Annotated in this window: 20 protein-coding genes; 9 read left to right on the top strand and 11 right to left on the bottom strand. The window is 51.9% G+C overall.

Annotated elements, in window-relative coordinates; all coding sequences use genetic code 11:
- Position 1: 1 nt before the first annotated feature.
- The 4 genes from GmarT_RS28985 to GmarT_RS28970 all read left to right on the top strand — a co-directional run bounded on the left by GmarT_RS28985 (position 2) and on the right by GmarT_RS28970 (position 3,989).
- The gene (locus tag GmarT_RS28985; protein ID WP_149303553.1) at positions 2-529 is read left to right on the top strand and encodes an anti-sigma factor family protein; all 528 of its coding nucleotides are present in this window, start codon (positions 2-4) and stop codon (positions 527-529) included.
- The gene (locus tag GmarT_RS28980; RefSeq protein ID WP_149303551.1) at positions 501-1,805 is read left to right on the top strand and encodes a hypothetical protein; all 1,305 of its coding nucleotides are present in this window, start codon (positions 501-503) and stop codon (positions 1,803-1,805) included. The genes GmarT_RS28985 and GmarT_RS28980 overlap by 29 nt, the downstream gene beginning before the upstream one ends.
- 220 nt (positions 1,806-2,025) lie before the next feature.
- Complete coding sequence (locus tag GmarT_RS28975) at positions 2,026-2,760, top strand: hypothetical protein (RefSeq protein ID WP_002645008.1); 735 nt, start codon at positions 2,026-2,028, stop codon at positions 2,758-2,760.
- A 299-nt stretch (positions 2,761-3,059) separates the two neighbouring features.
- The gene (locus GmarT_RS28970; protein WP_002645009.1) at positions 3,060-3,989 is read left to right on the top strand and encodes a leucine-rich repeat domain-containing protein; all 930 of its coding nucleotides are present in this window, start codon (positions 3,060-3,062) and stop codon (positions 3,987-3,989) included.
- Between the two features lie 15 nt (positions 3,990-4,004).
- On the opposite strand, the gene GmarT_RS28965 is transcribed toward GmarT_RS28970, so the two are convergent.
- The 3 genes from GmarT_RS28965 to GmarT_RS28955 are packed head-to-tail and all read right to left on the bottom strand — an operon-like array spanning position 4,005 to position 7,051.
- On the bottom strand, positions 4,005-4,778 hold the full coding sequence (locus tag GmarT_RS28965) for an NAD-dependent epimerase/dehydratase family protein (RefSeq protein ID WP_002645010.1): 774 nt from the start codon (positions 4,776-4,778) through the stop codon (positions 4,005-4,007).
- Positions 4,779-4,818: 40 nt separating this feature from the next.
- The gene (locus GmarT_RS28960) at positions 4,819-6,156 is read right to left on the bottom strand and encodes a dipeptidase (protein ID WP_002645011.1); all 1,338 of its coding nucleotides are present in this window, start codon (positions 6,154-6,156) and stop codon (positions 4,819-4,821) included.
- Between the two features lie 58 nt (positions 6,157-6,214).
- Positions 6,215-7,051 carry a Rieske 2Fe-2S domain-containing protein gene (locus GmarT_RS28955; RefSeq protein WP_002645012.1) on the bottom strand — a complete coding sequence of 279 codons (837 nt, stop codon included), beginning with the start codon at positions 7,049-7,051 and terminating at the stop codon, positions 6,215-6,217.
- Positions 7,052-7,173: 122 nt separating this feature from the next.
- On the opposite strand from GmarT_RS28955, the gene GmarT_RS28950 reads away from it, so the two are divergent.
- The 4 genes from GmarT_RS28950 (at position 7,174) to GmarT_RS28935 (ending at position 13,603) form a co-directional block, all read left to right on the top strand.
- Positions 7,174-7,716: a 5' nucleotidase, NT5C type gene (locus GmarT_RS28950; protein ID WP_002645013.1), complete on the top strand. Its 543-nt coding sequence runs from the start codon at positions 7,174-7,176 to the stop codon at positions 7,714-7,716.
- A gap of 311 nt (positions 7,717-8,027) precedes the next feature.
- The gene (locus tag GmarT_RS28945) at positions 8,028-10,484 is read left to right on the top strand and encodes a DUF1549 domain-containing protein (RefSeq protein WP_002645014.1); all 2,457 of its coding nucleotides are present in this window, start codon (positions 8,028-8,030) and stop codon (positions 10,482-10,484) included.
- A 56-nt stretch (positions 10,485-10,540) separates the two neighbouring features.
- Entirely contained in the window at positions 10,541-11,878 is a 1,338-nt protein-coding gene (locus tag GmarT_RS28940; RefSeq protein ID WP_002645015.1) for a DUF1501 domain-containing protein, read from the top strand.
- A gap of 33 nt (positions 11,879-11,911) precedes the next feature.
- Positions 11,912-13,603, top strand: a complete 1,692-nt coding sequence (locus GmarT_RS28935) for a pre-peptidase C-terminal domain-containing protein (RefSeq protein WP_002645016.1) — start codon at positions 11,912-11,914, stop codon at positions 13,601-13,603.
- A gap of 469 nt (positions 13,604-14,072) precedes the next feature.
- On the opposite strand, the gene GmarT_RS28930 is transcribed toward GmarT_RS28935, so the two are convergent.
- The 7 genes from GmarT_RS28930 to GmarT_RS28900 form a co-directional block, all read right to left on the bottom strand.
- Positions 14,073-14,510 (bottom strand): DUF1573 domain-containing protein, encoded by a 438-nt coding sequence (locus GmarT_RS28930; protein ID WP_002645017.1) that lies wholly within the window; start codon positions 14,508-14,510, stop codon positions 14,073-14,075.
- Entirely contained in the window at positions 14,507-15,562 is a 1,056-nt protein-coding gene (locus tag GmarT_RS28925; RefSeq protein ID WP_044236824.1) for a hypothetical protein, read from the bottom strand. The genes GmarT_RS28930 and GmarT_RS28925 overlap by 4 nt, the downstream gene beginning before the upstream one ends.
- Complete coding sequence (locus tag GmarT_RS28920) at positions 15,552-16,625, bottom strand: hypothetical protein (protein WP_002645019.1); 1,074 nt, start codon at positions 16,623-16,625, stop codon at positions 15,552-15,554. Before GmarT_RS28920 ends, GmarT_RS28925 begins: the two co-directional genes overlap by 11 nt.
- 14 nt (positions 16,626-16,639) lie before the next feature.
- Entirely contained in the window at positions 16,640-17,683 is a 1,044-nt protein-coding gene (locus tag GmarT_RS28915; protein ID WP_002645020.1) for a hypothetical protein, read from the bottom strand.
- A 594-nt stretch (positions 17,684-18,277) separates the two neighbouring features.
- On the bottom strand, positions 18,278-19,825 hold the full coding sequence (locus GmarT_RS28910; protein WP_002645021.1) for a hypothetical protein: 1,548 nt from the start codon (positions 19,823-19,825) through the stop codon (positions 18,278-18,280).
- 172 nt (positions 19,826-19,997) lie between these two features.
- Positions 19,998-20,441: a carboxypeptidase-like regulatory domain-containing protein gene (locus tag GmarT_RS28905; RefSeq protein WP_149303549.1), complete on the bottom strand. Its 444-nt coding sequence runs from the start codon at positions 20,439-20,441 to the stop codon at positions 19,998-20,000.
- Between the two features lie 119 nt (positions 20,442-20,560).
- Positions 20,561-21,541, bottom strand: coding sequence for a DUF1559 domain-containing protein (locus tag GmarT_RS28900; protein WP_002645023.1), 981 nt, complete (start codon positions 21,539-21,541; stop codon positions 20,561-20,563).
- Between the two features lie 564 nt (positions 21,542-22,105).
- Between GmarT_RS28900 and GmarT_RS28895 the strand changes: the two genes are divergently transcribed.
- Complete coding sequence (locus GmarT_RS28895; RefSeq protein ID WP_044236829.1) at positions 22,106-23,065, top strand: AraC family transcriptional regulator; 960 nt, start codon at positions 22,106-22,108, stop codon at positions 23,063-23,065.
- A gap of 20 nt (positions 23,066-23,085) precedes the next feature.
- Here GmarT_RS28895 and GmarT_RS28890 read toward each other — a convergent pair whose 3' ends face one another.
- Positions 23,086-24,099, bottom strand: a complete 1,014-nt coding sequence (locus GmarT_RS28890; protein WP_002645025.1) for an alpha/beta hydrolase — start codon at positions 24,097-24,099, stop codon at positions 23,086-23,088.
- Positions 24,100-24,265: the final 166 nt, after the last annotated feature.

Genomic DNA, 24,265 nt, shown 5'->3' with positions numbered 1-24,265 from the left:
GATGAAAAAAGAATTGAATAATCAGGAACTCGAAAAGCTGGTCGCTTATCTCGATGGTGAAGTGACCGAGCAGGAAGCGATCGAAGTCGAACAGTCGCTGTCGACAGACGAAGCAACACGCACACACGTTGACGGGCTGGAGCGGACCTGGGAACTTCTGGATAAACTGCCGATCGCAAAAGCCTCTCAGGAATTCACCGACAAAACGCTTTCCACGATCAAGACCGTGCAACTGGAAGCGCTGGCGGAAGCAGAACAGAATCGCTCTGGATTCCTGAGCAACAAATCAAAGCAGCAGTTGCGTCGAGCCGCGATCGCTGCAGCCTGGACAGCAGGACTGGCCTGCTCCGTGATGGTCGGTTACCTGCTCACCAACCAATGGGTTCCCGATGAAGCCGACCCGCTGCTGGAAGAGTTTTCGTTTATCGAAAATCTGGATACTTATTCAGAAGTACAAAGTCTGGAGTTTCTGGAAGAATTAAAAAAGTCAGGAACGTTCGATGAAATCGCACAACAGCAAAAACGCTGAGGGGAATTATTCACAGGTGTCAGGACGCAAGTCAGAGCTGTGGTCACTGCTGCTGCGCGCTGCTGGTCTGGCTTGCGGGCTGGTGGTCTGTGTGGTGGTACTGCTGGGAGCTGCCGATTCGGAAAATGAATCGGAACAGGAGAATCGCAAAAAGATCGAAGCGATGACTCCCGCCGAACGGGCGCAGTTAAAACGCAACTACGAAAAATTCCAGAAGCTGTCCCCTGAAGAACAGCAGCGTCTGCGCAAACTGCATGAAGCCACCCGCAGTCAGCCGGAACTCAATCGCGTGATGCACGCTTATGACGAGTGGGTCAAAACTCTCTCTCCCTGGGAACAGGAAGATTTGCGAAAAGCCGAAACGACGCAGGAGCGAATGGAGTTGATCCGTAAATACCGTTCGCGACAGGCATCCCCCGACCGCCGCAGAAGTGGCAGGAATTTATATGAGCTCGCCAAAATTATGGATCTGGATTTAAGAAGACCTCCATTGGCTTTCATCTTCTGGGGGCAGCATTCTGATCCTGAGAAATTCCAGGAAGTGATCGGCATCATCGAACGCAGTTTGCCGGTACCCGTAGAATATCCGCAATCAAAACAGAAACTTTCAGAATTTGCACGCTCATTGGCAGTATTACAGACTGCCGTCCGCTTTAAAAAACAGGATGAAGACAAAAATGGATCAGCCTGGCCTCCCCCGGAAACCGTTGATCAGATCTTTGAGCTGCTGGATGACAAAAAGAATCCGTTGCGGGAGAATGAAGATGCCCGTGGTTTCAGGGGCAAGCTACGCTCAGCTGATTCCGACCGGAAACGCATGATGGTCACATTCTTCTTAGCCAAGGGGCTGGTCCATCAGCTGATGATGTCTGTGAAGCAGGAGCTGGATGCCATTCAGCCGCCTGAAGATAAGTTACAGCAGTTTTTCGAGTCATTGGATAGCAAATCGAAAGATCACCTGATGCGTTATCCGCCTGATGAGATGCAGGAAAAGCTTAAATACAGATACCTGCAGACTCAGTTACCCGAAAAGGTCCGGCAGTCGATTCATCAGCGTTCTCGTGAGGTGCAGCAGCTGATTGGTGATTTCATCCCTGAAAGTGATCTGAAAAATCAGTTTGACGGCCCTCGCCGGGGAGGCGTAAAGGAACGTATGCAGGACATGAAAGAGCGTCGCTTTAATGGCCCCGGTGGCCGTCCGGGTAACCGGCCTCTGCGGGGGCGAAATGGTGAGCCCGGTCCGCGGCCTCCTGCCCAGGTTACCCCTGATGCTTGAAAAAAGATGGGCAATCCTGTCTGATAGGCTATGTCCAGTTTTATTATCGCGTCTCCAAGCCCATTTGGACCGGGTAAAATAGATCGGGAGATGCTACGGTTAAATTGTGATGCGCCCCAGGAACTGAAGTTTCATCGAAACGCAGTCCTTTTTCGCAGTGCATCTCTGGCAATACACAAAGTCCTGCGCCAGCGCTTATTTCAAGAACGGGAGCCAATCCATGTTACGTATTCTGACCATCGCCAGCCTGATTACGGGTCTGATGCTGATTTCTTCTGCCAGTCATCCTGCTCTGTCGGCGAAAGAACCTGCGCCGCTGAAAACGTATGAGCCGGACCAGGTTCCCCAGAAGATGCAGGGGTTGCCTCTGCTGTTTCATGAGAACTTTGAATCGGGCAAAGCCGACCACTGGGAGCCGACCGATGACAAAGCCTGGAAGATGATTCACCAGGGAGACAATCATGTCTTCAGCCTGACGAAAAAAAGAAGCAAATTCGAGCCCCCCGTGCGTTCGCCTTACAATCGCGCGTTGCTGAAAAACTTTGATGTCAGTGATTTTATTTTCGATGTCAAACTGCAGTCCACGATTCCCGATTATGGACATCGCGACTTGTGCCTGTTTTTCGGATACCAGGATGATGCCCATTTTTATTATGTGCACTTCGGCAAAAAAATGGACGATCATGCCAACCAGATTTTTATCGTCAACGACAAGCCCCGGACGAAGATCTCTACAAAAACCACAGCCGGTACGGACTGGGACGATGAATGGCATCATGCCCGCGTGGTACGGGATAAGAAATCCGGTTCGATCAAGATTTATTTTGATGATATGGATGAGCCCGTGATGACCGCCACGGACAAAACTTTCCTGACCGGACGTGTGGGTATTGGCTCATTCGATGATACCGGCAATTTTGATGAACTTCTGCTGTTTGGCAAGCAGGTCAAGTAGCAGGCGCAGGCAGACCGTCTCCAAAGCCGCCCGCATTTCACGGGAATCAAGGCGGTTCTACACCCGTTGTGATGCCTGTACACGTTCGATGTCGCCAGGTCGTGCTTTTCCGCGCACTATCAGACCAGTATTCCCGAAGAAAAATCGTCCGTTCACATGCGAAGTTTTGGGATTATGTGTATATTAGAATTGGCGAGTGTTAGAAACAAAATCGGGAAAAACTGCACTGATGAATAGTGGTTCAAAGTGAAAGTAGCCTGATTTGAGTCAGAAATACCAATTCGAAACAGGCGAACAATATGAGTAAAGCTGCCACCGGTTCAGAGGAAGAAGTTCCCCAGGAATCAACGCTGGAAACGGATATCAAGTCACTGAAAGAAATCAGTGCAAATTTGAAGATGGATTACAACGGCAACATTTCGCAGGTTTCGTTTTCCGGTTCCAAGCTGGTGGATGCAGGACTGGTTTATCTGGGACGCCTGTCCAAGTTGCGAAAACTGGACCTGTCCGGTTCCAAAGTGACTGATGACGGGATGGTGCATCTCAAGTCTTTAAAGAGTCTGCGTGAGATCACGCTGCATGGGATTCCCGTATCTGACTCCGGCCTGGCAGAATTCAAGAAGCTGTCAAATCTTGAAATCCTGAATCTGTCGCGGACTAAAGTGACAGACGCCGGCTTGAAGCATCTGAAAAGTCTGGACAGCCTGAAAGAACTGTTTCTGACAGGGCTCGAAATTACAGCAGACGGTCTGGCTCATCTATCCGGTTTAAAGAGTCTGGAAACGCTGGGGCTGTCTGAAACACAGATCACAGATGATGCACTGGCTCATCTGAAGACGCTGAAAAAACTGCGTGTCCTGCTCCTGCGCGATACTCAGATTACCGATGAAGGTCTCAAGCAGATTAAAGGCTTGACCCGCCTGCAGCGACTGTGGCTGCGAAATACGCAAATCACGGACGACGGGTTGAAGTATCTGATCAAAATGAAAGATATGGAGTGGCTGGAACTGAACGATACGCAGATCACCAATGCCGGTATTTCCGAGATCAAAGTCCTCGAAAATATCGTGGATATGAATCTGCGGAATACGGATGTCAGTGACAAGTGCATCACGTCTCTCAAGAAGATGAAAAATCTGGGCACGCTGTATATCGATGGTACTGAAATCACTGAAGAGGGAATTGCCAAGCTCGAGAAGAGCCTGCCCTACTGTCGCGTAGAACAATAACCAGAAGGTTCTGGTTCAGGCATAATGGTCTTCGGTCGGAATAGGCTGATCTTCGGTTCCCATGGCGTAGCCCAGTTCTTCCGGAATGAGGGTCGGTCGATAGCCCAGCAGTTTTTCTGCTTTGCTGAGATCCCAGCGGCGTTTTGAGCTTTCGCCGACAATGGTAATGACTTCGCAGCCCGAGATCTCGGCGGTCAGTGCTTTCTGGTACGCCTGCAGCAGGTCAGGAAAAGGCACCCATTGAGGGCGCAGCGGGTGCGTTTTCCAGAGAGGGTGTTCCAGGTCGATCGGCTTGGGGATCCGCAGGCAGATAATCGACATGTCATACGCGCGTGCATAATGCTGGCACATGACTTCACAGAGCTGTTTTGTGAGTGCATACGAACCCACGGGCAGAGGTGGTGCATCCGATTCCACCCATTGCGGTGCTGTGTATCCCAGTACCGTCATCACCGTACTGGTAAAGATAAAGCGTTTCACGCCGGCAGCACGGGCTGCTTCCAGCAGGTTAAACGTGCCTTTCACGTTCACGTCAAAACGTTTTCCGTTTAACTCATCTCCTTCCATCGGGCCTTCGTCAGCCTGTTTTGCCAGATGAATGACAGCATCGATGTTTTCCAGCGCCGCGCGGGTTTGTTTGGCGTCTGTGAGATCAAGAGTGATAAACCGTGGATCATCGGCAAGAGGATGAATGTCTGCCAGCACCAGTTCCAGGTCTTCCGTCGATTGCCAGTGCGCGGCGAAATAGCGACCGACATAACCGGCGGCACCTGTTATTAAAACTCGCATCGTGGTTGATCCGTTGCAGGGTGAAGCAGCAAAACAGGGTTCAAGTCAGAGACTCCTGACAGACACGTAAGACGTTACCGCCAATAATTTTCTGTATATCGGCATCAGAGTAGCCACGCTGGACGAGGCCAACCGTAAACAGAGGCCAGTTGGTCCAGGAGACGCTGGTTCGCATTTCGGGAGTCTCCACAAACGGATCGTCGGGCCACAGGCTGCGCCAGGCAGTCCGCGACCGCGGGGCGCGGGGCACTTTTTTACGCTCCAGCGAATTATTGCGCGAGGTATAAGACACGTCAGTTCCAATGGCGACATAGTCGATCCCGAAGTTCTTGACCACATAATCAACATGATCCAGCAGCGCACTGATATCCCCTTTACCGCCCAGGTAGCGGGGAATACAGCAGATGCCGATCAGACCATTCGTCTCGACAATGGCCTTGATGACTTCATCGGGTTTACTGCGGATATGTTTGTGGAGGGAGGCGCAGGTCGAATGACTGGCGACGACCGGTTTTTTCGAGACCTGTGCCGTTTCCAGGCTGGTCTGCCAGCCCGAGTGTGCGACATCGGGAATGATGCCCAGTCGATTCATTTCCGCCACGACGGTCCGACCGAAGTCACTCAGACCCGCGTTGGCCGGTTCCGCACAGCCGTCGCCCAGCATGTTGCGACGGTTGTAAGTCATGTGCATCATGCGAATGCCCAACTGGAAAAAGATCCGCATGTATTTCATTTCGTCGGTGGTGGTTTCCCACTGTTGCGTTAAAGGGACGCCGTTTCCTGTCAGGTACAGACAGTGGCGGCCTTCCAGTTTGGCCTGCACGATCTCTTCCGGTGTGACTGCTTTAAAAACAAAGTCGGAGAGCATGTCGGTGGTAAAAGTGAAGCGGGCCAGTCGCTTCATCAGCCGCATGGGGTCCTGCCCTTCTTCGCCCGCGTTTTGAAAAATACAGGTTACGCCGGAAGCATCGAAGGCTTCTTTGAATTCACGTTGCTCGGCGGGATCGGTTACACAGCGGGTCATCGACATGTCTTCCCGCAGGTCCTGGATCTCCGCGGTCGACGCATGGTTGTTAATGGCTTCCGCCAGGCGCTCCCCATCGACGGCAGCGCGGGGTGCAAAGCCGTACGAATCGAAGACGAGCGACTCTGCATGCAGTTCCAGGCCATGTTCCAGCTGTTTCTGACTGGGCTTGAGAATATCAAGTGCGACCTGGCGGGCGTGCAGAATGACTTCGTTCTGAATCGGCTTCGGTTTTGTTGAGGGTTTTGCTGATTCCTGATCGGCGGCGGTGACAGAGTCGGCAGCTGCCAGGCCCAGGCTGGTCGCTGCCAGTGAAGTACCCAGAAAAGAGCGGCGATTGATGGGGGTGCTCATGATGTCTTCCGTTTTCTGTGTTGGAACAAATTGCGGGGGGAGTTTTCAGGCAGGTAGTTTACTTATCATCACAGCCACAACCGCCACTGGAACAGCCGGAGGCAGCAGGCGCTTCATCAACCGGATGAAACACGATCCGCCACGCGTAGTTGGCATTGAGTTCCTGTGCCAGGATTTCCAGCGCCGGCATGCGGCTTCCCAGATAATACAGCACGACGGTCTGCTGATCAAACAGTTGTTCGCAGTCGATGATTTCGGTCGGCATGCCCCGTTCCTGAATCAGGGTCTGGCACTCCTGAAAGACGCGCGCTGTCACATCTTCCTGGCTGGATAATGTCGACTGGTCAGCGGGGGTGAATTCGCGGATAATGGTACCGGCGGCAGTCGGTGGTTTTTCCATCTGGCCTGCAGCCGAAAGTATCTCGCCGACTTCTTCTCCGCGACTGGTTTCAATCAGGACGGCAGTCCGGTGCGGATAGTCGTCTTCCGGCTCTGCAGAAAAGTGATCGACCCAGCCCATGGCACCGTAGCGAACCAGAAACAGATTCTGCGGTGGTCCCGGTTCACCAAAGGCATCACCATTTACCATTAACACGCCTGTCTCTACTTTGAGTTCAAAGCGGGTCAGGCTAAAGTCAGGAAAGTCGTGACACTCACCAGTCGCGACATCGAAGTTCCAGTCATGCAGGGGACAGGTCACTTCCGTGCCACAACCTTCGCCTTCAATCAGGGACGCGCCCTGATGCGGGCAGGAATTGTCGATGGCGTAAAAGGTGCCCGGCTGATCTCCCTCTGCAACATGGAACACGGCGATCTCGGTTCCTTGGACGGTATAGGCTTTACGCGAGCCGGGAGAAATTTCATATGCATTTCCCAGCGGAATCCAGTTGGTCATTCAGTTCACCAGTAATAAAAACGGTCAGTAAGACGATGGTTGTCAGTTTCAGTTTATTATATGCTCAAAGGGTAATCATACCGTTTTATCATCAAAGTTTCTTCCCGGAGTGAAAAATCAGCATGGCTGTACGACATATTTTACTGGACATGGATGGCGTGATTTCCGATTTCATGGGTGCCATTCTGGAGTTACATGATCAGGGGCATCTGCTGGAACAGTGGCCTCCCGGTGAACGCAACTACGCGGGCGTACTGGGAATGACAAAAGATGAATTCTGGAAACCCGTCGATTCTGTTGGCGGACGCTTCTGGTCGGAGTTTCCTCCCTACCCCTGGCTGGAGGAACTGCTGGCTCTGCTGAAACAGACGGCTCCCATTACGATCAGCACATCCCCCAGTCGCAGTGCCGCCTGTGCTTCTGCGAAAGTCGAATGGCTCAGACAGCATTTTCAGGAACCCCTGTTCATGGACTTTATGATCGGTACGCAGAAATATCTGCTGGCAAAACCAGATGTCGTGTTGATTGACGATCAGCATAAGAACGTCGACCTGTTCCGGGAGCATGGCGGGCAGGCGATTCTGTTCCCTCAGCCCTGGAATGAAAATTATGCCATCACCGACCGCATCGGTTACGTAAAATCAGAGCTGGAAAAGATGGTGTAAGCCGGATAATCGTCGATCTCAAGCCATGGATGCGTGTACAAGCGGTCCGTTTTCTGTGATATGGGGTAGTTTTTGCCACTCAGAGAAGGTATCCTAAGACGTGTTTCATAAATAAAGTTGTTAAATGATAGTTGACGATTAGGAAATATAAGAGACAATATATACTTGCAGGCACGAGGAAGCGCAACGATGAGTGCTCACGAGTTGCTTTTAAATGTGCCTGCAGCCCTGCCTATACTTTCCTCGTAGCACTGATTACCGCCAAAACCGCATTGCGTCTCCTACCTTTTGAATTGGGATAGAACAACGAGATGAAATCTCTTCTCTATCATTGTCTGGCTTGTCTGCTGCTGTGTTCCGCCGTTTCTGTGCGGGCCGCTGAGAATTCGCAGCAAAGTCTGAAGGTCTATCCTGAAAAAGTACAACTGACGGGTCAACGCGCACGACAGCAGTTACTGGTGACAGGCGTCAATAATAAACAAAGCATCGACCTGACACGCGAAGTGCAGTTTCAGTCAGATCAACCCGCTGTGATTCAGGTGAATGCCGCCGGCGTGATCGAACCCGTCTCGAACGGAACGGCGACAGTAACGGTCACCGATGGCGCTGTAAAAATCAAAGTGCCCGTCGAAGTCAAAGATTTCGATAAGCAGCCGTTGCTTGATTTTGAACGCGATGTGCATCCGCTGTTTTCCCGATTCAGTTGCAACAGTGGTGCGTGTCATGGAAAACAACGCGGTCAGGGTGGATTTCAATTGTCGATGTTCGCCTTCGATCCTGAATTTGATTACGGTGCATTAACGAAGGAATCACGGGGTCGCCGTGCTTCACCCCTGGCTCCCGATCAGAGCCTGGTGCTGCTCAAAGGAGCCGGCAAGATTCCGCACGGCGGTGGTAAAAAGCTGCCGGAAGACAGCAAATACTACAACATCATCGAACAGTGGATTGCGGAAGGTGCCACACGTTCTGTTGCTGAGGCACCGAAGCTTGTGAAGATCTCGGCGGAACCGACCGAGCGGATCATGCAGCCTGAAACAAAACAGCAGATGGTGGTGACCGCGTATTATAATGATGGGTCCACCCGCGATGTGACGGACCTCGCCGAATACATGTCGAGCGAAAGTGTGTATGTTTCCGTCGATGAGCACGGACTGGTGACCGCGGGTTCGCTGATGGGTGAAGCCTCGATCATGGCCCGCTACATGGGAAAATTCGCTTCCCTGAGCGTCACCATTCCTTCTGATAATACAGTCCCGGACAGCTTCTACGCCAGGCTGCCTCGCAATAATTTCATTGATGGTCTGGTCTGGGACAAATTGAAGAAATACGGACTGAAACCTTCTGAACCCATTGACGATGCCACTTATCTGCGTCGCGTTTCCATCGATGTCATCGGTCGAACCCCGACAGCGGAAGAAGCCCGGGCATTTCTGCAGGATCCTTCTCCCAACAAACGGGAACGGCTGGTCGATTATCTGCTGGAACAGCCCGAGTTCGGCGATCACTGGGCCAACAAGTGGGCTGATCTCCTGCGACCCAATCCGTATCATGTGGGGATCAAGACCGTCTTGAGTTATGATGCCTGGATTCGCCAGTCGTTTCACCAGAACAAACCCCTCGATCAGTTCACGCATGAATTGCTGACCGCCCAAGGTGGCACGTGGCACAACGGTGCGGTGACCATGTTCCGTGATCGTCGCAAACCCGAAGAGCTCACTACAATTGTCAGTCAGCTCTTTCTGGGAATTCGACTGAGCTGTGCCCAGTGTCATCACCACCCCAACGAAGTCTGGGGTCAGGAAGATTTCTACAGTTTCGCGGCCTACTTCGCCAAAATCGGCCGTAAAGGCCGCGGGATCTCGGCCCCGATTTCCGGTTCAGAAGAGCTGATTTTCACAGCGAATTCCGGCAGCGTGCGTCATCCGCTGACCAACGAAGTCCTGCCACCCCGCCCCCTGTTTGGAGAAGTGCCTGAGATTAAAGAAAATCAGGATCCACGCGAAATACTGGCAGACTGGATTATTTCACCCCAAAATCATTTCTTCGCCGAAGTGAATGCCAACCGCGTCTGGGCCGATCTGATGGGACGCGGTATTGTCGAACCGATTGACGACTTCCGAGAAAGCAATCCTCCGTCCAACAAGCCGCTGATCAAAGCGCTGGGCAAACATTTCCGGGAACAGAAATTCGATTTAAAGAAATACATCAAGACGATTGTGACATCTCATGTTTACGCACTGAGTGCCTTACCCAACGAAACCAACGTGAGTGATACGCGAAATTATTCGCGACATTATCGTCAGCGTCTGCGTGCAGAAGTTCTGCTGGACAGCGTCAGCGAAATGATCGGCGTGCCCGACTCATTTTCAGCCATGCCCGAGGATTCAACGGCTAAACAGATCTGGACGCATCGCGTGAGTTCGGTCTTCCTCGACTCCTTCGGCCGTCCCGATCCCAACCAGGATCCGCCCTGCGAACGCACGGCTGATACTACTGTCGTGCAGGTCCTGCATATGATGAATTCACGTGACCTGTATGCCCGGATTCAATCCGGTAAAGGTAACAGTGCCGCATGGGCCAAGAGTAAAATGACGCCCGATCAGATCGTAGAAGAGATTTATCTGACCGCTTATGCGAGATATCCGAGTCTGGAAGAAAAACGACTGGGGCGCTCCCTGTTTGAAAAGGAAGGGGCTGACCGACAGCAGGTTATTGAAGACCTGATGTGGGCACTGCTCAATACACCGGAATACCTTTTCAAAAACTAAAGCTCCCCTGCTCCACCAGGAATCATTATTTGACATCACTACCAACAGGATCAGAAATGATGAATGTTTCAAAGAATTGCAATGGAATCACACGACGAAATTGCCTGCAGCTAGGCCTCGGTGCCATGACCGGTCTGGGAATGGTAGACTTACTTCGCCTGCAGTCCCAGGCTAAAGGCACCGCTGCTCCGGGTCCGAAAGCCACCGCGAAGAGCGTAATCCTGATCTGGATGGACGGTGGTCCTTCGCACTATGAATCCTTCGATCCCAAACCGGAAGCACCGATTGAAGTTCGCGGCGAATTCAACCCGATTTCCACGAAGGTGCCCGGCGTCCAGTTTTCGCAGCATATGACGCGTCTGGCGTCGATCTTCGATAAATGCTCGGTCATCCGATCCATCCGCCATAACCAGGGGAACCACGGGGCTGGTAACCATTACATGATGACCGGTGCTCCACCGCGAATTCCAGTCGGCTGTGGCGCGTTTGTAAGCTTCCATCCCAGCATGGGCTCCGTGGTTGCACATCAGAAACCAACAACCAACAATCTGCCCGCCTATTTCTCCATGCCCCGCATGTCACGTTCCGGCGGACCGAACTTCCTGGGAGCCAAGTACGCCCCGTTTGTGATGTCGGACAATCCGAATTCATCCAACTTCCGCGTGCGGGACCTGTCTCTTCCCAGTGGTCTCACCGACACCCGCTATCAAACTCGCCGCGATCTGCGTCAGCAGGTCGATCAGCTGAAGCGCATCCGGGACGAAGTCGCCGGCGATCCGGTGCTCAGCCTGGATGAATACTATGAGCAGGGCTATAGCCTGGTCGCTTCCACCGAAGCACAGAAGGCCTTTGAAATTGATCGCGAGTCTGACGAGTTACGCGATAAATACGGTCGAAACTCATTCGGTCAACGTGCCCTGCTGGCTCGTCGTCTGACCGAAGCCGGCGTGCCATTCGTCACCTTGTACGAAGGGGGCTGGGACAATCACGGCAGTCTGTTCAAGACGTTCCGTGGTCGCATGCCTTCCTTTGAAAACACCATCGCGACTCTGATCGAAGACCTGGACGAACGCGGTCTGCTGGATACGACCATGGTACTGGCACTGGGTGAATTCGGTCGTACACCGAAAATCAATCCCGGCGGCGGTCGTGATCACTGGTCCAACGCGATGTCCGTCCTGATGGCCGGCGGCGGAACACCCGGCGGACTCGCTCTCGGAGCGACCGACAAAGCCGGTTACTCCGCTGTTGAACGCGTGCTTTCGCCGGAAAACTTTGTCTCGACCATCTATACAAAGATGGGCATCGACCCTGACAAAATGCTCTACACACCGGAAGGTCGTCCGTCGCATCTGGTCAGCGACCCGACACCGATTCCGGAACTGTTTGCATAAACTGCCACCTTCTGACTGAGAATGAGATTACCGATGTTGTCTACCGCTCGGATTCTGCCCGCTGTTGTTTCGATGGCATTGGTTCATGGTCTGTTTTCAGAAGTGAAGGCCGCGCCTCCCAGCGTGAATTATCTGAACCCCGCAGGCGGTCAGGTGGGACAGAAGGTCGAAGTCAGCGTTAATAAAACACTGGGCACTGCACCGGTTTCCGTCTGGACTTCGGCTCCCGGGTTGACGATTACGATCCCGGAGAAACCCGCTAATGGTAAGGAAAAACAATTCACCGTCCAGATCGATGCCGCTGCCAAGCCCGGTTTGTACTGGCTGCGTTTTCACAATGCGGAAGGGGCTTCTGAAATCCGACCGTTCCTGGTGGGTACTCTTCCCGAACAGGCCGAAACGGAGCCCAATGACGACCTGGAACATGCCCACAAATGCGAACTGCCAGGCGTGACCATCAATGGCGTGCTGGCCAAAAGTGGTGATGTTGACATCTACCAGGTAAAATTAAAAAGGGGTCAGACCCTGATTGCATCGCAGACTGCGAACGAACAGCTGGGTTCACCCATGGATGGCCTGCTGCAGATTCTCAATCATCGAGGCACCGTGCTGGAGCAGATGGAAGATACCCTCTGGTTTGATCCGCGGATTGTCTTTACCGCGCCGGAAGACGGAACCTATTACGTGCGCACGTTCGCATTTCCTGCGGATCCCAACAGCACGATTCGTTTTGCGGGCGCTGCTTCTTACATTTACCGTTTGACGCTGACGACAGGACCGTTCGTCGACCATAGTCTGCCACTCGCCTGGCATCCTGCTGCCGCGGCACCGGTGGCATTGGAAGGCTGGAATCTGCCTGATGATTTAAAAACGCTGTTACCCGCGATGACTGACTCGAAAACGCAGGCGCTGCTCAGCCACCCGCAACTGGGAAACTTGTTGACGATCCCGTTGAGTAAGACTCCGGTTATTCTTGAAACCAAAGAGAGTCAGGCTGAGAAGGGCCAACTGTTGACGTTACCGGCGACGGTTACCGGCAAAATCGCTGAGCGGAAAGAGATCGATTCCTACCGTTTCGCAGCGAAAAAAGGGGACAAGCTGACGTTCAAAGTCGACACATATATGCTGGGTTATCCCCTGGATGCTTACATCAAGCTGTTTGATGCGAAAGGCAAACTGCTGAAAGAAGTGGATGATGCCCGCCGGAATTATTATGACGCCCAACTCGATTATGGGATTCCTGCGGACGGAGAATATCGCCTGGAAGTGACCGATCGATTTCAATATGGCGGCTTTCGTTATGTGTACCTGTTGTCGATCCAGCCTACCGAAGCCGACTTCTCGTTGCAGACCACCGAAGAGCAATACACGCTGACCGCCGGCGACAAGCCGCTGGAAATCGAAGTCAAAGTTGATCGCCAGAGTCCGCGGTTCAACGATGACATTGAAATTAGCGTGGCTGGGTTACCCGCAGGGGTGACGTGTGAGCCTGTGGTTTCCAAGCTGAAAGAGAAGACCGAGAAATCGGTCAAGCTGAAGCTGGAAGCCAAGGCGGACGTGGTATTTCAAGGCCCGCTGGAAATCAAAGGCGTGAGCCTGAAAGACAAGACGCAGGTCCACGCGCCGACCGCTGTCATCAAAGGCATCAGCCCCAAACGCAAAACCGCCCGTCCCAAAGCGGATCTCGAACTGCCTTACCTGTGGTTGACAATTAAGAAGAAGTAGGCTTCGTCGTGATGGTTTTTTCTACCACGAAAAAACACGAAACCACACGAAAGTAACAAATGGGTGGACCCGAATATATTTCGGGTCGAGCGCAGCGAGCGGGAGGTTGCGGCTATCGTGTTGTATTCAGAGACAGGCTTCCAATACTTGCCCGGGCACGGCCGGACGAGCCGGACCGTGGCACACGGAAAGGTTCCCTGTATTTGTTGTGACTCCCGATTGTATCAGCCGTCCGTGTGCCACCGCTCGGCTTGACCGACGGTGCTGGCATAACCAGGTACTACACTCGTGAGACACCAAACGTTAAGGGCGGGACCCATGTGTCCGCCCGCCTGTTGAGGTTCATTTGTTATTCGCAGTGAACGGGACCAGGAAAAAACTTCGTGGTGTAAACAGCAAACACTGTTCACCCTGCGGGTCGACACATGGGTCGACCCCTACGAAGTGAATTTCGAAAGTCGGAACCACATCACTTCACTGGTTGGTCTTTTGCGTCCTGTTTCACTGTCCCGCGGACATGTAGTCGAACGATGGTCTGTTCGGGGTTGTCGGTATACAGTTCGATTTCTGTTTTGAATTGGCCTGCTGTTGTTGCTTTGAATAATACGAAGAAGCTTTCACTCTGACCGGGCGGGATTGTCACAGGCAGCCCTTCCGTAGAGGCGCAGCCACAAAGCGTGCAGGGAACCATCGCACCGATCAGCTGGAGTGGTTGACTGGTCGTGTTCTGGACAGAGATCTTCTGTCGTGCTGTCTCGCCGGCTGGGATCTCTTTGAATTCACAGAGCGGTGCCACAATCTGCGGGGCCCCGAACAGGGAGGTGCCATAAAAAATTACCCCAATTATCAGGACCACAGTAAAGTAAGCTGCCAGGAATGATTTCAGTCTGAAAGAGAGCCGCTTCATGACAGGTTCTCCTGAGTATGAGCAGTGCGGAAGCGTTGAATGATAACGTAAAGGACGATCAGCGCCAGCAGAATGCCGTTACCGATCAGGAACCACTGCATCAAATTATTTGTCGCGGGGCGTGGAGCCGTGAGTGGGGTGTCGGGTAAGCCGTAGTTTGATAACAGAAAATCAGAGTCGTCCACGGTACCGAATGAAAAGTTTAGGAGCTTAACTGAATATTTCGAAGCGGGGGAAAGTATCTTTTCATCTTCGTAATGAATCTCCTTATGTTCCGCGTATTTGAGAATCGGAACACCATTCTTTTGTAATGGCGTGAAGTTGTTGATGCCAGAGTAAATCACGAAATTATTGTTTGTGAAATTGCAGCGGCAGTTGTATTCAAGTACAGCCCAATTCAAGTAGGGCGCGAATACGAGATGACCTTTTGTCAGAATCCATGTGTCGTCGTTCATTGTAAAATCAAGCGAGACGACCTCTTCTGCTTCGTCTTCAGTGGGTGCATGTCGTTCGATTTTCTCGATTTTGAACGATGGCATTTCGAGCATCGTTTCCACAGAAACCTCGAACATGGAACTGGCTGCAAACAGGTAAATATCCAGATCTCTCGACGTGACAGCTCGAGCACGAACGATCTGTTTCTTATCGTGGCTGATACTGCTCAGCAGGTACGGCGCACCCGAATTTGTTTTATCGAGGTTGAATACATAGTTCGGTGTAATACAAAAAAATTTGCTGCAGTATTGTCCCTGCAAAGGAGTTGCTTTCGCGTAATTCATGATGCCGACTACCGAGTCATCCTTAGCAAGTAGGTGTGCCTGAAACTTATATTCATTGTAGAAACAGTCAAAATGGCACTCGACGTTTTGGTAGCCGCTTTTGAACTTTTTCACAGCACTTGCGTATTGGTTTCGGAATTCGCTTTCTGATATGATGCTCCGATTTTTCGCATTGCCGTTGGTTTGAGCCAAGGCCGTCTTTGAAAAGATCGCCACGGTCAATCCCACCAATGTGTAAAGCATGAGGGTAGAATTTACTTTGTTAACGGACATCTGCAGACTGACCCTCCAGGAATCTACGGGAACGAAAACGCTGCAATCCAACCCACAAGACGATCAGCGCCAGCAGAATGCCGTTACCGATCAGGAACCACTGCATCAAATTGTTCGTCGCAGGGCGTGGAGCCGTGAGTGGGGTGTCGGGTAAGCCGTAGTTTGATAAACGGAATACGGAATCATCCACGGTGCCAAATGAAAAATCTGTCAGCCGGACAGAATAGTTCCAGTCGCTTTGTTTTTGATTCTTAATAGTATGCACGACACTATGTTCGCCTGTGATGAGCATGGGGATGCCATTGTTTTGCAGTGGAGTGAATGTGTTCCTGCCGGTATAGAGGGTGTGATCAGAGTCTGCGGGATTGGTGCGGTATTCATATTCCAGTACTGCCCAGTTCAGATCTGGTGCGAACAGAATATGACCTTCTTTAAACAGAGCGGCGTCATCGTTCAGAATAAAATCGAGTGCGATCAACTCAGAACTGCCCTTTTCTACCGGTAAAAATTGTTCCAGCTGCACAATCTTGAAACGGGGCGTATCAAGCGGGAGTCGGAATGGATTAAAGAAGAGTAAATTGCCACCTGCCAGAAACATATCCAATTTGTCTGTCGGCTGCATTCCTTCGATTTGAGTGGAATCGTGCGAAATGAGCTTTAAAAGATATGGCTTGTCTGATTCTACTCTACTGAGTGAGAATGCATATTGAGGCGTCGTACATAACACGAGATCCCGCTCAGTGCCTTCGTAAGGTGTATTGGTTGCATACTGTTCGATGATGACATTCGAGTCTTCTTTGACCATCAAGTGGGAAGTTAAAAAGTAGTCTTTTGAGACACCGTTGATGTAGTTGTGATATTCGTAGTGGCATTCTGCATGGCATTGGACATTCTGAACACTCTGTTTCTGTCTGGTAATCGCGGCCTTGTATTCTGAAAGAAAGCGGTCTGTGGGCATCGCGGTGTTATTGGTCTGGCCTGAAGCCGTACCGGGCACGTTTATCACAGGCAGAACTGCGATCAAAAAAAACATGAGTGCTGAAAACGCGATACTAAATGGCATCTGCAGGTTTCCCCTCACTGTTTCGAACGGGAACGAAAACGCTGCAATCCAACCCACAAGACAATCAGTGCCAGCAGAATCGCATTGCCGATCAGGAACCACTGCATCAAATTGTTCGTCGCAGGGCGTGGAGCCGTGAGTGGGGTGTCGGGTAAGCCGTAGTTTGATAACAGAAAAACAGAATCATCCACGGTGCCAAATGAAATGCTGCTTAGTTTTGCAGAAAACGTTTCGCTGATCGGTAACATGTCTGCATGATAATGAGTCTGTTCGTGTTCGCATTTTTCAGGTACAGGGATCTCGTGTTTCTGTGTAGAAGCATAAGTATTCCTGCCTGTGTAAGTTGAATAATCGGTGTCCGAATAATCACAGCGGTACTGAAATTCCAGCACGGCCCAGTTCCTGTCAGGGGCAAACACGATATGACCGCTGGAAATGGCCCAGGGATCTTCAGTCACCTTAAAGTCCAGCGCGACCAACTGCTCTGCCTCTTCCTTTTGTGGGGGAACTCGTTCAAGCTTTGTGACACTAAAAGATGGCTTCTGAATTATCTCTTCAAATAAGCAACCGTCCAGGGAACCTGCGGCATACAGATACGTATCCTTGTAATGACCCATGATGATTCTCAATCGCGTTCTGAGATGTTCGGTTGAGATGTGGGTAACCGAAGTTAACAGGTAGGGATTGCCTGGTCTGGTTTTATCAAGCTCGAACGCATAGTCTGGCGTGGCGCAGACAATCTCATTGGAATAAATTCCCCCAAGGGGAGTCTCTGCCGCGTAATTCTGTTCGGCTACAATCGATTTTCCCTTCGCAAGCACATGTGCCGAAAAGTCATATCGTTTTTTAGTGGAAGGATCGTTCGGGTCATCAAACAGGGACTGGCATTCAGCCCGGCATTCGATGTTCCGGTACGCGTCTTTGAATTTTTTCATCGCGTGCGCATATTGAGTGCGAAATTCGCTTTCTGACAGTGGTGGTTTTTCGGGGACTTCTGAATGCTGTTCGCGCGCAGACAGAATCAGAGACGGCATGAAAGCCAGAGACCAGAATGTCAAAACAATAAGAATTCTGTCTGGAACTGGCACGCTTCGGCACTCCGCATCAATGTAAATTTACGTCTGTCTGATCTGACTGGTAGAAATCAGGTATCTGAATCTTTGTCTAATTATTTTGAGAAAGGGCAATAAAAATCCATCACGATTTTTCTACCACGAAAAACACGAAACCACGCGAAAGAAAAAAATGGGTAGGCCCGAATAAAATTCGGGCCGAGCGCAGCGAGCGGGAGGTTGCGGCTACCGCGTTCTGTTCAGAAACAGGCTTCCAATACTTGCTCGGCACGGCCGGACGAGCCGGACCGTGGCACACGGTACCATTTCCTGTATTTGGTGTGACTCCCAAATGTTATCAGCCGTCCGTGTGCCACCGCTCGGCTTGACCGACGGTGCTGGCATAACAAGGTACAATACTCTCGAAACATCTAACAGTAGGCGCGGGGCCCATGTGCCCACCCGTCTGTTGAGGTTCGTTTGTTATTTAGAGCGAAAGGGACCCGATAAAACTTCATAGGGCAACCAGCAAACGCCTCCACTCTGCGGGTCGCCACATCGGGCGACCCCTGCGAAGGGAATTTCGAAAGCGGCAACCAGTCACTTCAACTGTTTGATCATTTCCTGGGCTTTGGCTTCAAAGAGAGCCTGCCATTCGGGGGCCAGCATGCAGTCGCTGTCTTCCTGGGCACCGCCGACGTTTTTCAGTTGCTCGGCAGTCGGGGCATAATAGTTGTAGCCGTTGGTGTAGCCGGCGACGAACGTGTTTTCGAACGGGGACTTTTTCTTGATGTTCAGACCGATGTTGACGGTCAGCTCCGCGGGGAAGGTGATCATGCGGAAGTCGCCGACTTTGATGGCGAAGATTTCCGCATCGAGGGTTTTGCCGGCGGCCTGGTTACGGGACTGATGTTTATTAAGCAGCGCCAGGTTGGCTTTGTTGCGGGTCATCTTTTCCATCTTGTAGACGTTGTTGATGTAGCGTTCCATGTTCGCGCGGTTCTCTGCGTCGAGCTTGGCCAGACCGTCGCGGCCCAGTTTCTTTTCCAGCAGATAACGGTGTGAATAGTACGAAGGGTGTTCGTCGTAGAGTTTGTATTTGACGATCAGAGGCAGAAACGTTTTGAGATTCAAGCTGGTTCCCTGCAGTGAATTCAGCAGCTGTTCCTGTTCTTTTTTGAGTGACTCAATCCGCGTGGCATTGTTGGATCGGGGAAGCGTCAATGTTTCATTCAAGACGGTCAGGTCACTGTTGTCGGTGCATTTGATCTTGCGGATTGCTTTGAGCGCGCTGAGCCCCAACTGGTTGCCCAGGGTTTCGGCGTCGCGGGGATTGTCGACGTCTTTGTATTGCGCGGGGTTGATATCGCCGCCACAACCCTGCACGAACAAAGCGATCGTGCCATCACTGAGGTTGTCTTCGATCACCTGTGAAGCGAAGCCACTCATGTCGGCGGTGTTGCCTTTGCTGGGAACGCCTTGAATCGGATGCACGGCGAAGTTGTACACGACGGCGAGTGTGTCGCCATTTTTCTTTTCGAGTTTCAGAATGCCGATCTCGGGATCGATGGGACCGATTTTCGCGACTTCTTCATCGGGGGGGAGTGAGTACGCGTGGCGGACGTCGGCTTCTTTACCGTTTTTGAGGAACAGCCGCCGGTTTTCCATCACGCGGTCTTCGTGACCGGTGCCGACACCGACGTTGACGGGAACCAGGTTTTTCGCAGCGTCCTTGATGGCTTGGATGGTGCGTTCTTCAACGTCGGCACAGACGATGCCGTGACAGTGACTGGCGTTGATCATGATGTTTTTGGGTTTGATTTTCAGATCGCGTTCGATCTGGGTCCGTACGTTGCCCAGGTATTCGTTGGTGATGGAACCGATCTCGCCAATCGCGACAGCATCAACGGTTACGATGGCAGCAGTATTGTCGCCGTCCTTGATGACCAGTGCTTTCACATACAGGGGATCATTGACGGGCACATTGCGATTGGTGATGTCCACCTTGGCGGCGCCCGCCATCAAATCGCCGGCAGCTGCGAGTGCCGGGGTGAGCAGGCTGGTCAGAGTCAACAGCAGCAGTGTAACGGTCAGTCTGTTGAACGAGCGGGATACAAGGGGGCGAGCGATTTTGTGAATGCGGTGCATGGTGTCCTGTTTTCTGAAACGGGTAGTAGTCAATCTAAATCAGATCAGTCAGAGACGGGAAAAGCGACTCCAGTTCTCTCCAGTTTAACTGGAGCGTTCACTGAGCGGGACCCGTTCTTTGAGAATATTGGGGAGAAAGAGAAATCTCTGATCTCCAGGCTGCGGGAGTTGGTTATTTCAAATCGAAGTCGTGGCTGCTTTCACCTTCAGAAACATCTGCTTTGAGATCGGTTGTGGAAGAACCAAGATATTTTTTCGGAACCTGTGACAGTCCTTTATTGCTCTGTGCCTGGGCGGGAGTGAATTCACTGGGCATAGAGATAAATACACTGTAGGAACCCGCGGGAATCGGTCCGTCCAGAGTGAAAGAGCCCTCTTCCGTCAGATCGCCGCCGGCACTGGCGCCCAGTTGCTCGGAAATAAAATTCACGCGGCAATTGCTCAGTGGCTGACCTTTGAGGGTGACGGTTCCGCTGACGGTTCCCATTGGTTTGGAGGCCACCGTTGTGCCACCACAGCCGGTCAACAGTGTTACTGTCAGCACCGCGAGACAGCAGAGGGCACTGTTACGGAGTTGGAGAAAAGTTCTGAAGGAAGCAGGTATTAAAGTCAGCATGCGGAAGTCTCCCGGTTTTTTGTGATCAGACATCACATTGAATATGAGCGTCAGGTTCTGGAGTACACACAGCCAGCAGTTGACCGGCTGTGTGTTTCCATTCGTAAATTCATCGGGAATTAAAATTCGCCGAGTACTTTTCCGTCCTGAATGGCGCCCAGCGCCAGCAGGGTGTTGAAGTCGATATTATCCGAGAGGAAGCGGACGGCTCCATCAGCCAGCAGTGCATGTACGCCCCCGACGTGGAATGATGTGAGCGGACCGTTGTTGAATCCTGCGCCCGTGTATGCGGGTTTGGTTTTGGGATTGGGTGAATATCGAATGGTGACAACACCTCCTCCGCCATAGCCCGATCCGCCACTGGTGGAGACACCGCGATGCCCCGACCAGCCGCCTGAAAGATTTTTACGGTAGTCGACATTGGCGATCAGGCCGGAATCTTCACCGACCATGATGGTGTTGGAAGTTCCGTCGGTACAGTCACGCATCAGAACCGATTTGCCGATCTGCAGCATTCCGTTTTGTGCCATCACACCATAATACGTGTTGTCGACGGCATTGGTGTTGAAGGGTGCGGCTGCCGTGTAAGCGCCTGCGATGCCTACGTAGTCCATCGTCATACCCAGGTCTCCATTAGACTGACCGGGAGAAATACCGTTGGCGGTTCCGGCAAAAAACGGATCTGTAACACTGGAGGGACATTTAAAGGGAGTGACCAGTGCGTTATTCAAGGCTTCATTCGAGCCGGCGCCGGTTCCGTATCCACCATCACCGGTCCAGCCGTTGTAAGTGTTGTAGCCACGTCCGTTCGCCGGAGTCTGTGTCAGGCTGTTGTAGAGGTTGGCCTGATCCATGTAAGGCAGAATCGATACGCGCCAGTTGGCCTGATAAATGGGGACCTGGGCACCGATGGGAAACGTACGGAAAGCGTCATGGTAATTATGAAACGCCAGTCCAACTTGTTTCAGATTGTTTTTGCAGGCACTGCGACGGGCAGCTTCACGCGCCTGTTGGACTGCCGGCAGTAGTAAGGCAATGAGGATGGCTATGATGGCAATCACCACCAGTAATTCGATCAGGGTAAATGCTTTTCGTTTCACGAGACCACGTCCTTTTCTAAAATTTATAAACCAAATCAGCTGGTTAAAAAATGAACATTCAGGTTATCGTAGAGCGCAGAATTACAAGCAGCCGACGGGCAAACTCGTGTAGTAACAGGTTTGATGAACACCGGGCCTGTCAGGGGCCCATGCAGGAGGGATGAAATTGACTTTGAGTCAACATCACAATCAAGGCGGCAGGACGCCTGCAGGAAACGTGAAAAACTTCAGTAGTCATTCCACTTTACACTGAGATCAGTCATTGAACATGTCTTATCAGACAGAAAGATTTCACTATCGGACATGTTTGAACAATCAAAAAAGATTGGTCTATCTTATTTGAGGACAGTCGTTTATGGTTTTGTTAGCTTTATTGTGATAATTAACCTGTTGAGGGGTGTTCCATGTAGGTTATAATCAGGTCCCCTGCTCTTGCTGTGAAATCGGAATACACGGCTGGAACAAGTCCTGCCAGGTAATGAAACGCGTTCGCATCCCAAGATCGATCAAATCAAGCCGGGCTCTCGTATGCACTCTAAAACTTCCATCAGTGATAAGCCTCGAATGCAGCCTTTCCTCCAGCGTGACACCAGCCTGGATTATGAGAAGGCGGACCTTTCCTATTACTTACCTTCCGCACGTCCGCAGCGGCTGGAATCACTCAGGCAGAGCTGGAGTTATCTGGCTTACTACCATCAGACCCCTGGTCCATTCGCACGATTTACCTCGGGACATTTTCCCGCGGGTACGACCACCCAGAAGCATAATCACGCGGTGATGGCCATGCATGGGAGTCTGCAGGGGCCGTTAACGTTGAAGACACCCGACGGAGATTATCATCTGGACGCGGGCGATTTCTGTATGATCGGTCCGGGTGTGGATCATCATTGGTCGAATGAAGGCCCGCATACCGCATCAACGGTCGCATTCCTGATCGATCTGGAGCGGCTGGGAGACTGGCCGGAAGAATCAGGAATCGCCGAAGCGTGCCGGGAATTAGAGACACTGGTGACCGGCGTGCATCGTATCAGCTCGGCGGGTAATCCTGATCTGCAGCATGCGTTCTGGCGGATGGCAGACCAGCTGGTTGCCGAACACGCGCATCGCAAGATTCAGCTGACCAGTCGTCTGCTGGTTTTTCTTTCGCTGGTCCTGGAGCATCTGGCTCCCGCGGTAGAGTTGGATTCTGAAGATGACGTCGCATTACAGATTCGGCGGTTGCTGTTGAATCGGGTGAATGATCGCCTGACGATTCCAGAAGTGGCCCGTGAACTGCACGTGAGCCCTACACTGGCAAAAACCGTATTCCGCAAAACGTATGGCTGCGGGATCATGGCGTATTTCAACGAATTGAAAATCTGGCAGTCCAAGCGGATGCTGGGTAACCCGTCGATGACCATCGACCAGATCAGTCGTACGCTCGGTTTTTCTTCGCCGGCTTATTTCACGCGCACGTTTCGAAAGCTGACGGGTGTCACCCCGAGCGACTTTCGCAGCAAACGCGGTCAGACTGGCATATGTTGAAACAGTAACTGCAGAATGGCTTACTGTGCTGCCAGGTCAGGTGGAGCGAGCTGGCTGGTGAACTCGTGATACGCGTCTCTCATCTTTCCGCGGGCTTCGTACAAGAGGCCGTTATGGGTACCGAGTTCAATTTTTAGGAAGCGTTTGGGAATGCCGGACGCGGAATTTTCGGGTGCGGCAGCGAATAACTTTTCGCCCAGTTCAAACGGGACGATGCGATCTGCCGTCCCGTGAACCATCAGGATGGGACAGGTGATGTTTCCGATGAGCCGCTGATTGGGGTACCGGTCCCACAATAACAGGCTGACGGGAATCCAGGGAAAGTGACTGGAGGCGGCATCGACCAGGGAGCTGAAGGTGGAGCGGAGAATCAGCCCTGCCGGCGGTGTATTCTGCTCGCAGAGTTCGCTGGCCAGCAGAGTGGCAACGCCGCCGCCCAGCGATTCTCCAAACAGAATGATGTGCGAAGGATCAATTTTGCGATCGCGGACGGCGTACTTCCAGATCGCGCGGGCGTCTTTGAGCAAGCCGGTCTGGCTGGGGCTGCCCGGGTTTTCGGCGTAACCCCGGTAGTCGAAAGCGAAGACATGCAGATTCAGACTGGCCAGCAGGCGACAGTCTTCAATGCGGTGCAGACGGTTTCCGCCGTTACCGTGCAGGAGAATCACGACAGGACGTCCCTTGTCCAGTTCCGCATCGCAGGCGGCTTTGTCAGTACAGGCGACCTGGCCTGCCAGAAAATGCCAGCCTTTCAGATCGAGACCGTCTTCCGTTGTGGTGGAAATTTCATGTATCACGCCGAAGGGAGCATTGGCCTGATCGATTGATAAAGAGGAGACCCGCGTGGGTTGATAGATGAGCCAGCGTTGAGCAAGCATCAACAGAATCAGCAGGAATACATAAAATGCGGACACCCGCCAGAGATAATAAACGAGCATCTGTTTCCCCGTTTGTGGTTTATCAAACATCTTACGCGGTAAGGGGACCAGCCAGGGCAGGCAGCGTTTCCAGGCTGATTGTGATTCTGTATTCATGAGTCATTACCTGGAAGTGAAGAAAGGAAATGATTTTGTATTTTATTCTAGAGCGTATCACATTTAACCATAGTGTCTCACAATCTAGTATACTCTGTCCAAATGGCCCTGGAGACGCTACAGTAAAACTGGACACAGTCTAGCTGTTCTGAAGGTAAATACCAGT

This window comes from Gimesia maris (genome assembly GCF_008298035.1).
In the GTDB taxonomy this organism is placed as follows: Bacteria; Planctomycetota; Planctomycetia; order Planctomycetales; family Planctomycetaceae; genus Gimesia; species Gimesia maris.
This window is presented reverse-complemented; position numbering and strand designations above follow the sequence as displayed.

What these genes read in the sequence shown, in the direction of transcription:
- GmarT_RS28985 (WP_149303553.1), top strand. Translation starts at nt 2, where the DNA reads ATGAAAAAAGAATTGAATAATCAGGAACTCGAAAAGCTGGTCGCTTAT.
- GmarT_RS28980 (WP_149303551.1), top strand. Translation starts at nt 501, where the DNA reads ATGAAATCGCACAACAGCAAAAACGCTGAGGGGAATTATTCACAGGTG.
- GmarT_RS28975 (WP_002645008.1), top strand. Translation starts at nt 2,026, where the DNA reads ATGTTACGTATTCTGACCATCGCCAGCCTGATTACGGGTCTGATGCTG.
- GmarT_RS28970 (WP_002645009.1), top strand. Translation starts at nt 3,060, where the DNA reads ATGAGTAAAGCTGCCACCGGTTCAGAGGAAGAAGTTCCCCAGGAATCA.
- GmarT_RS28965 (WP_002645010.1), bottom strand. Translation starts at nt 4,778, where the DNA reads ATGCGAGTTTTAATAACAGGTGCCGCCGGTTATGTCGGTCGCTATTTC.
- GmarT_RS28960 (WP_002645011.1), bottom strand. Translation starts at nt 6,156, where the DNA reads ATGAGCACCCCCATCAATCGCCGCTCTTTTCTGGGTACTTCACTGGCA.
- GmarT_RS28955 (WP_002645012.1), bottom strand. Translation starts at nt 7,051, where the DNA reads ATGACCAACTGGATTCCGCTGGGAAATGCATATGAAATTTCTCCCGGC.
- GmarT_RS28950 (WP_002645013.1), top strand. Translation starts at nt 7,174, where the DNA reads ATGGCTGTACGACATATTTTACTGGACATGGATGGCGTGATTTCCGAT.
- GmarT_RS28945 (WP_002645014.1), top strand. Translation starts at nt 8,028, where the DNA reads ATGAAATCTCTTCTCTATCATTGTCTGGCTTGTCTGCTGCTGTGTTCC.
- GmarT_RS28940 (WP_002645015.1), top strand. Translation starts at nt 10,541, where the DNA reads ATGATGAATGTTTCAAAGAATTGCAATGGAATCACACGACGAAATTGC.
- GmarT_RS28935 (WP_002645016.1), top strand. Translation starts at nt 11,912, where the DNA reads ATGTTGTCTACCGCTCGGATTCTGCCCGCTGTTGTTTCGATGGCATTG.
- GmarT_RS28930 (WP_002645017.1), bottom strand. Translation starts at nt 14,510, where the DNA reads ATGAAGCGGCTCTCTTTCAGACTGAAATCATTCCTGGCAGCTTACTTT.
- GmarT_RS28925 (WP_044236824.1), bottom strand. Translation starts at nt 15,562, where the DNA reads ATGTCCGTTAACAAAGTAAATTCTACCCTCATGCTTTACACATTGGTG.
- GmarT_RS28920 (WP_002645019.1), bottom strand. Translation starts at nt 16,625, where the DNA reads ATGCCATTTAGTATCGCGTTTTCAGCACTCATGTTTTTTTTGATCGCA.
- GmarT_RS28910 (WP_002645021.1), bottom strand. Translation starts at nt 19,825, where the DNA reads ATGCACCGCATTCACAAAATCGCTCGCCCCCTTGTATCCCGCTCGTTC.
- GmarT_RS28905 (WP_149303549.1), bottom strand. Translation starts at nt 20,441, where the DNA reads ATGCTGACTTTAATACCTGCTTCCTTCAGAACTTTTCTCCAACTCCGT.
- GmarT_RS28895 (WP_044236829.1), top strand. Translation starts at nt 22,106, where the DNA reads ATGCAGCCTTTCCTCCAGCGTGACACCAGCCTGGATTATGAGAAGGCG.
- GmarT_RS28890 (WP_002645025.1), bottom strand. Translation starts at nt 24,099, where the DNA reads ATGAATACAGAATCACAATCAGCCTGGAAACGCTGCCTGCCCTGGCTG.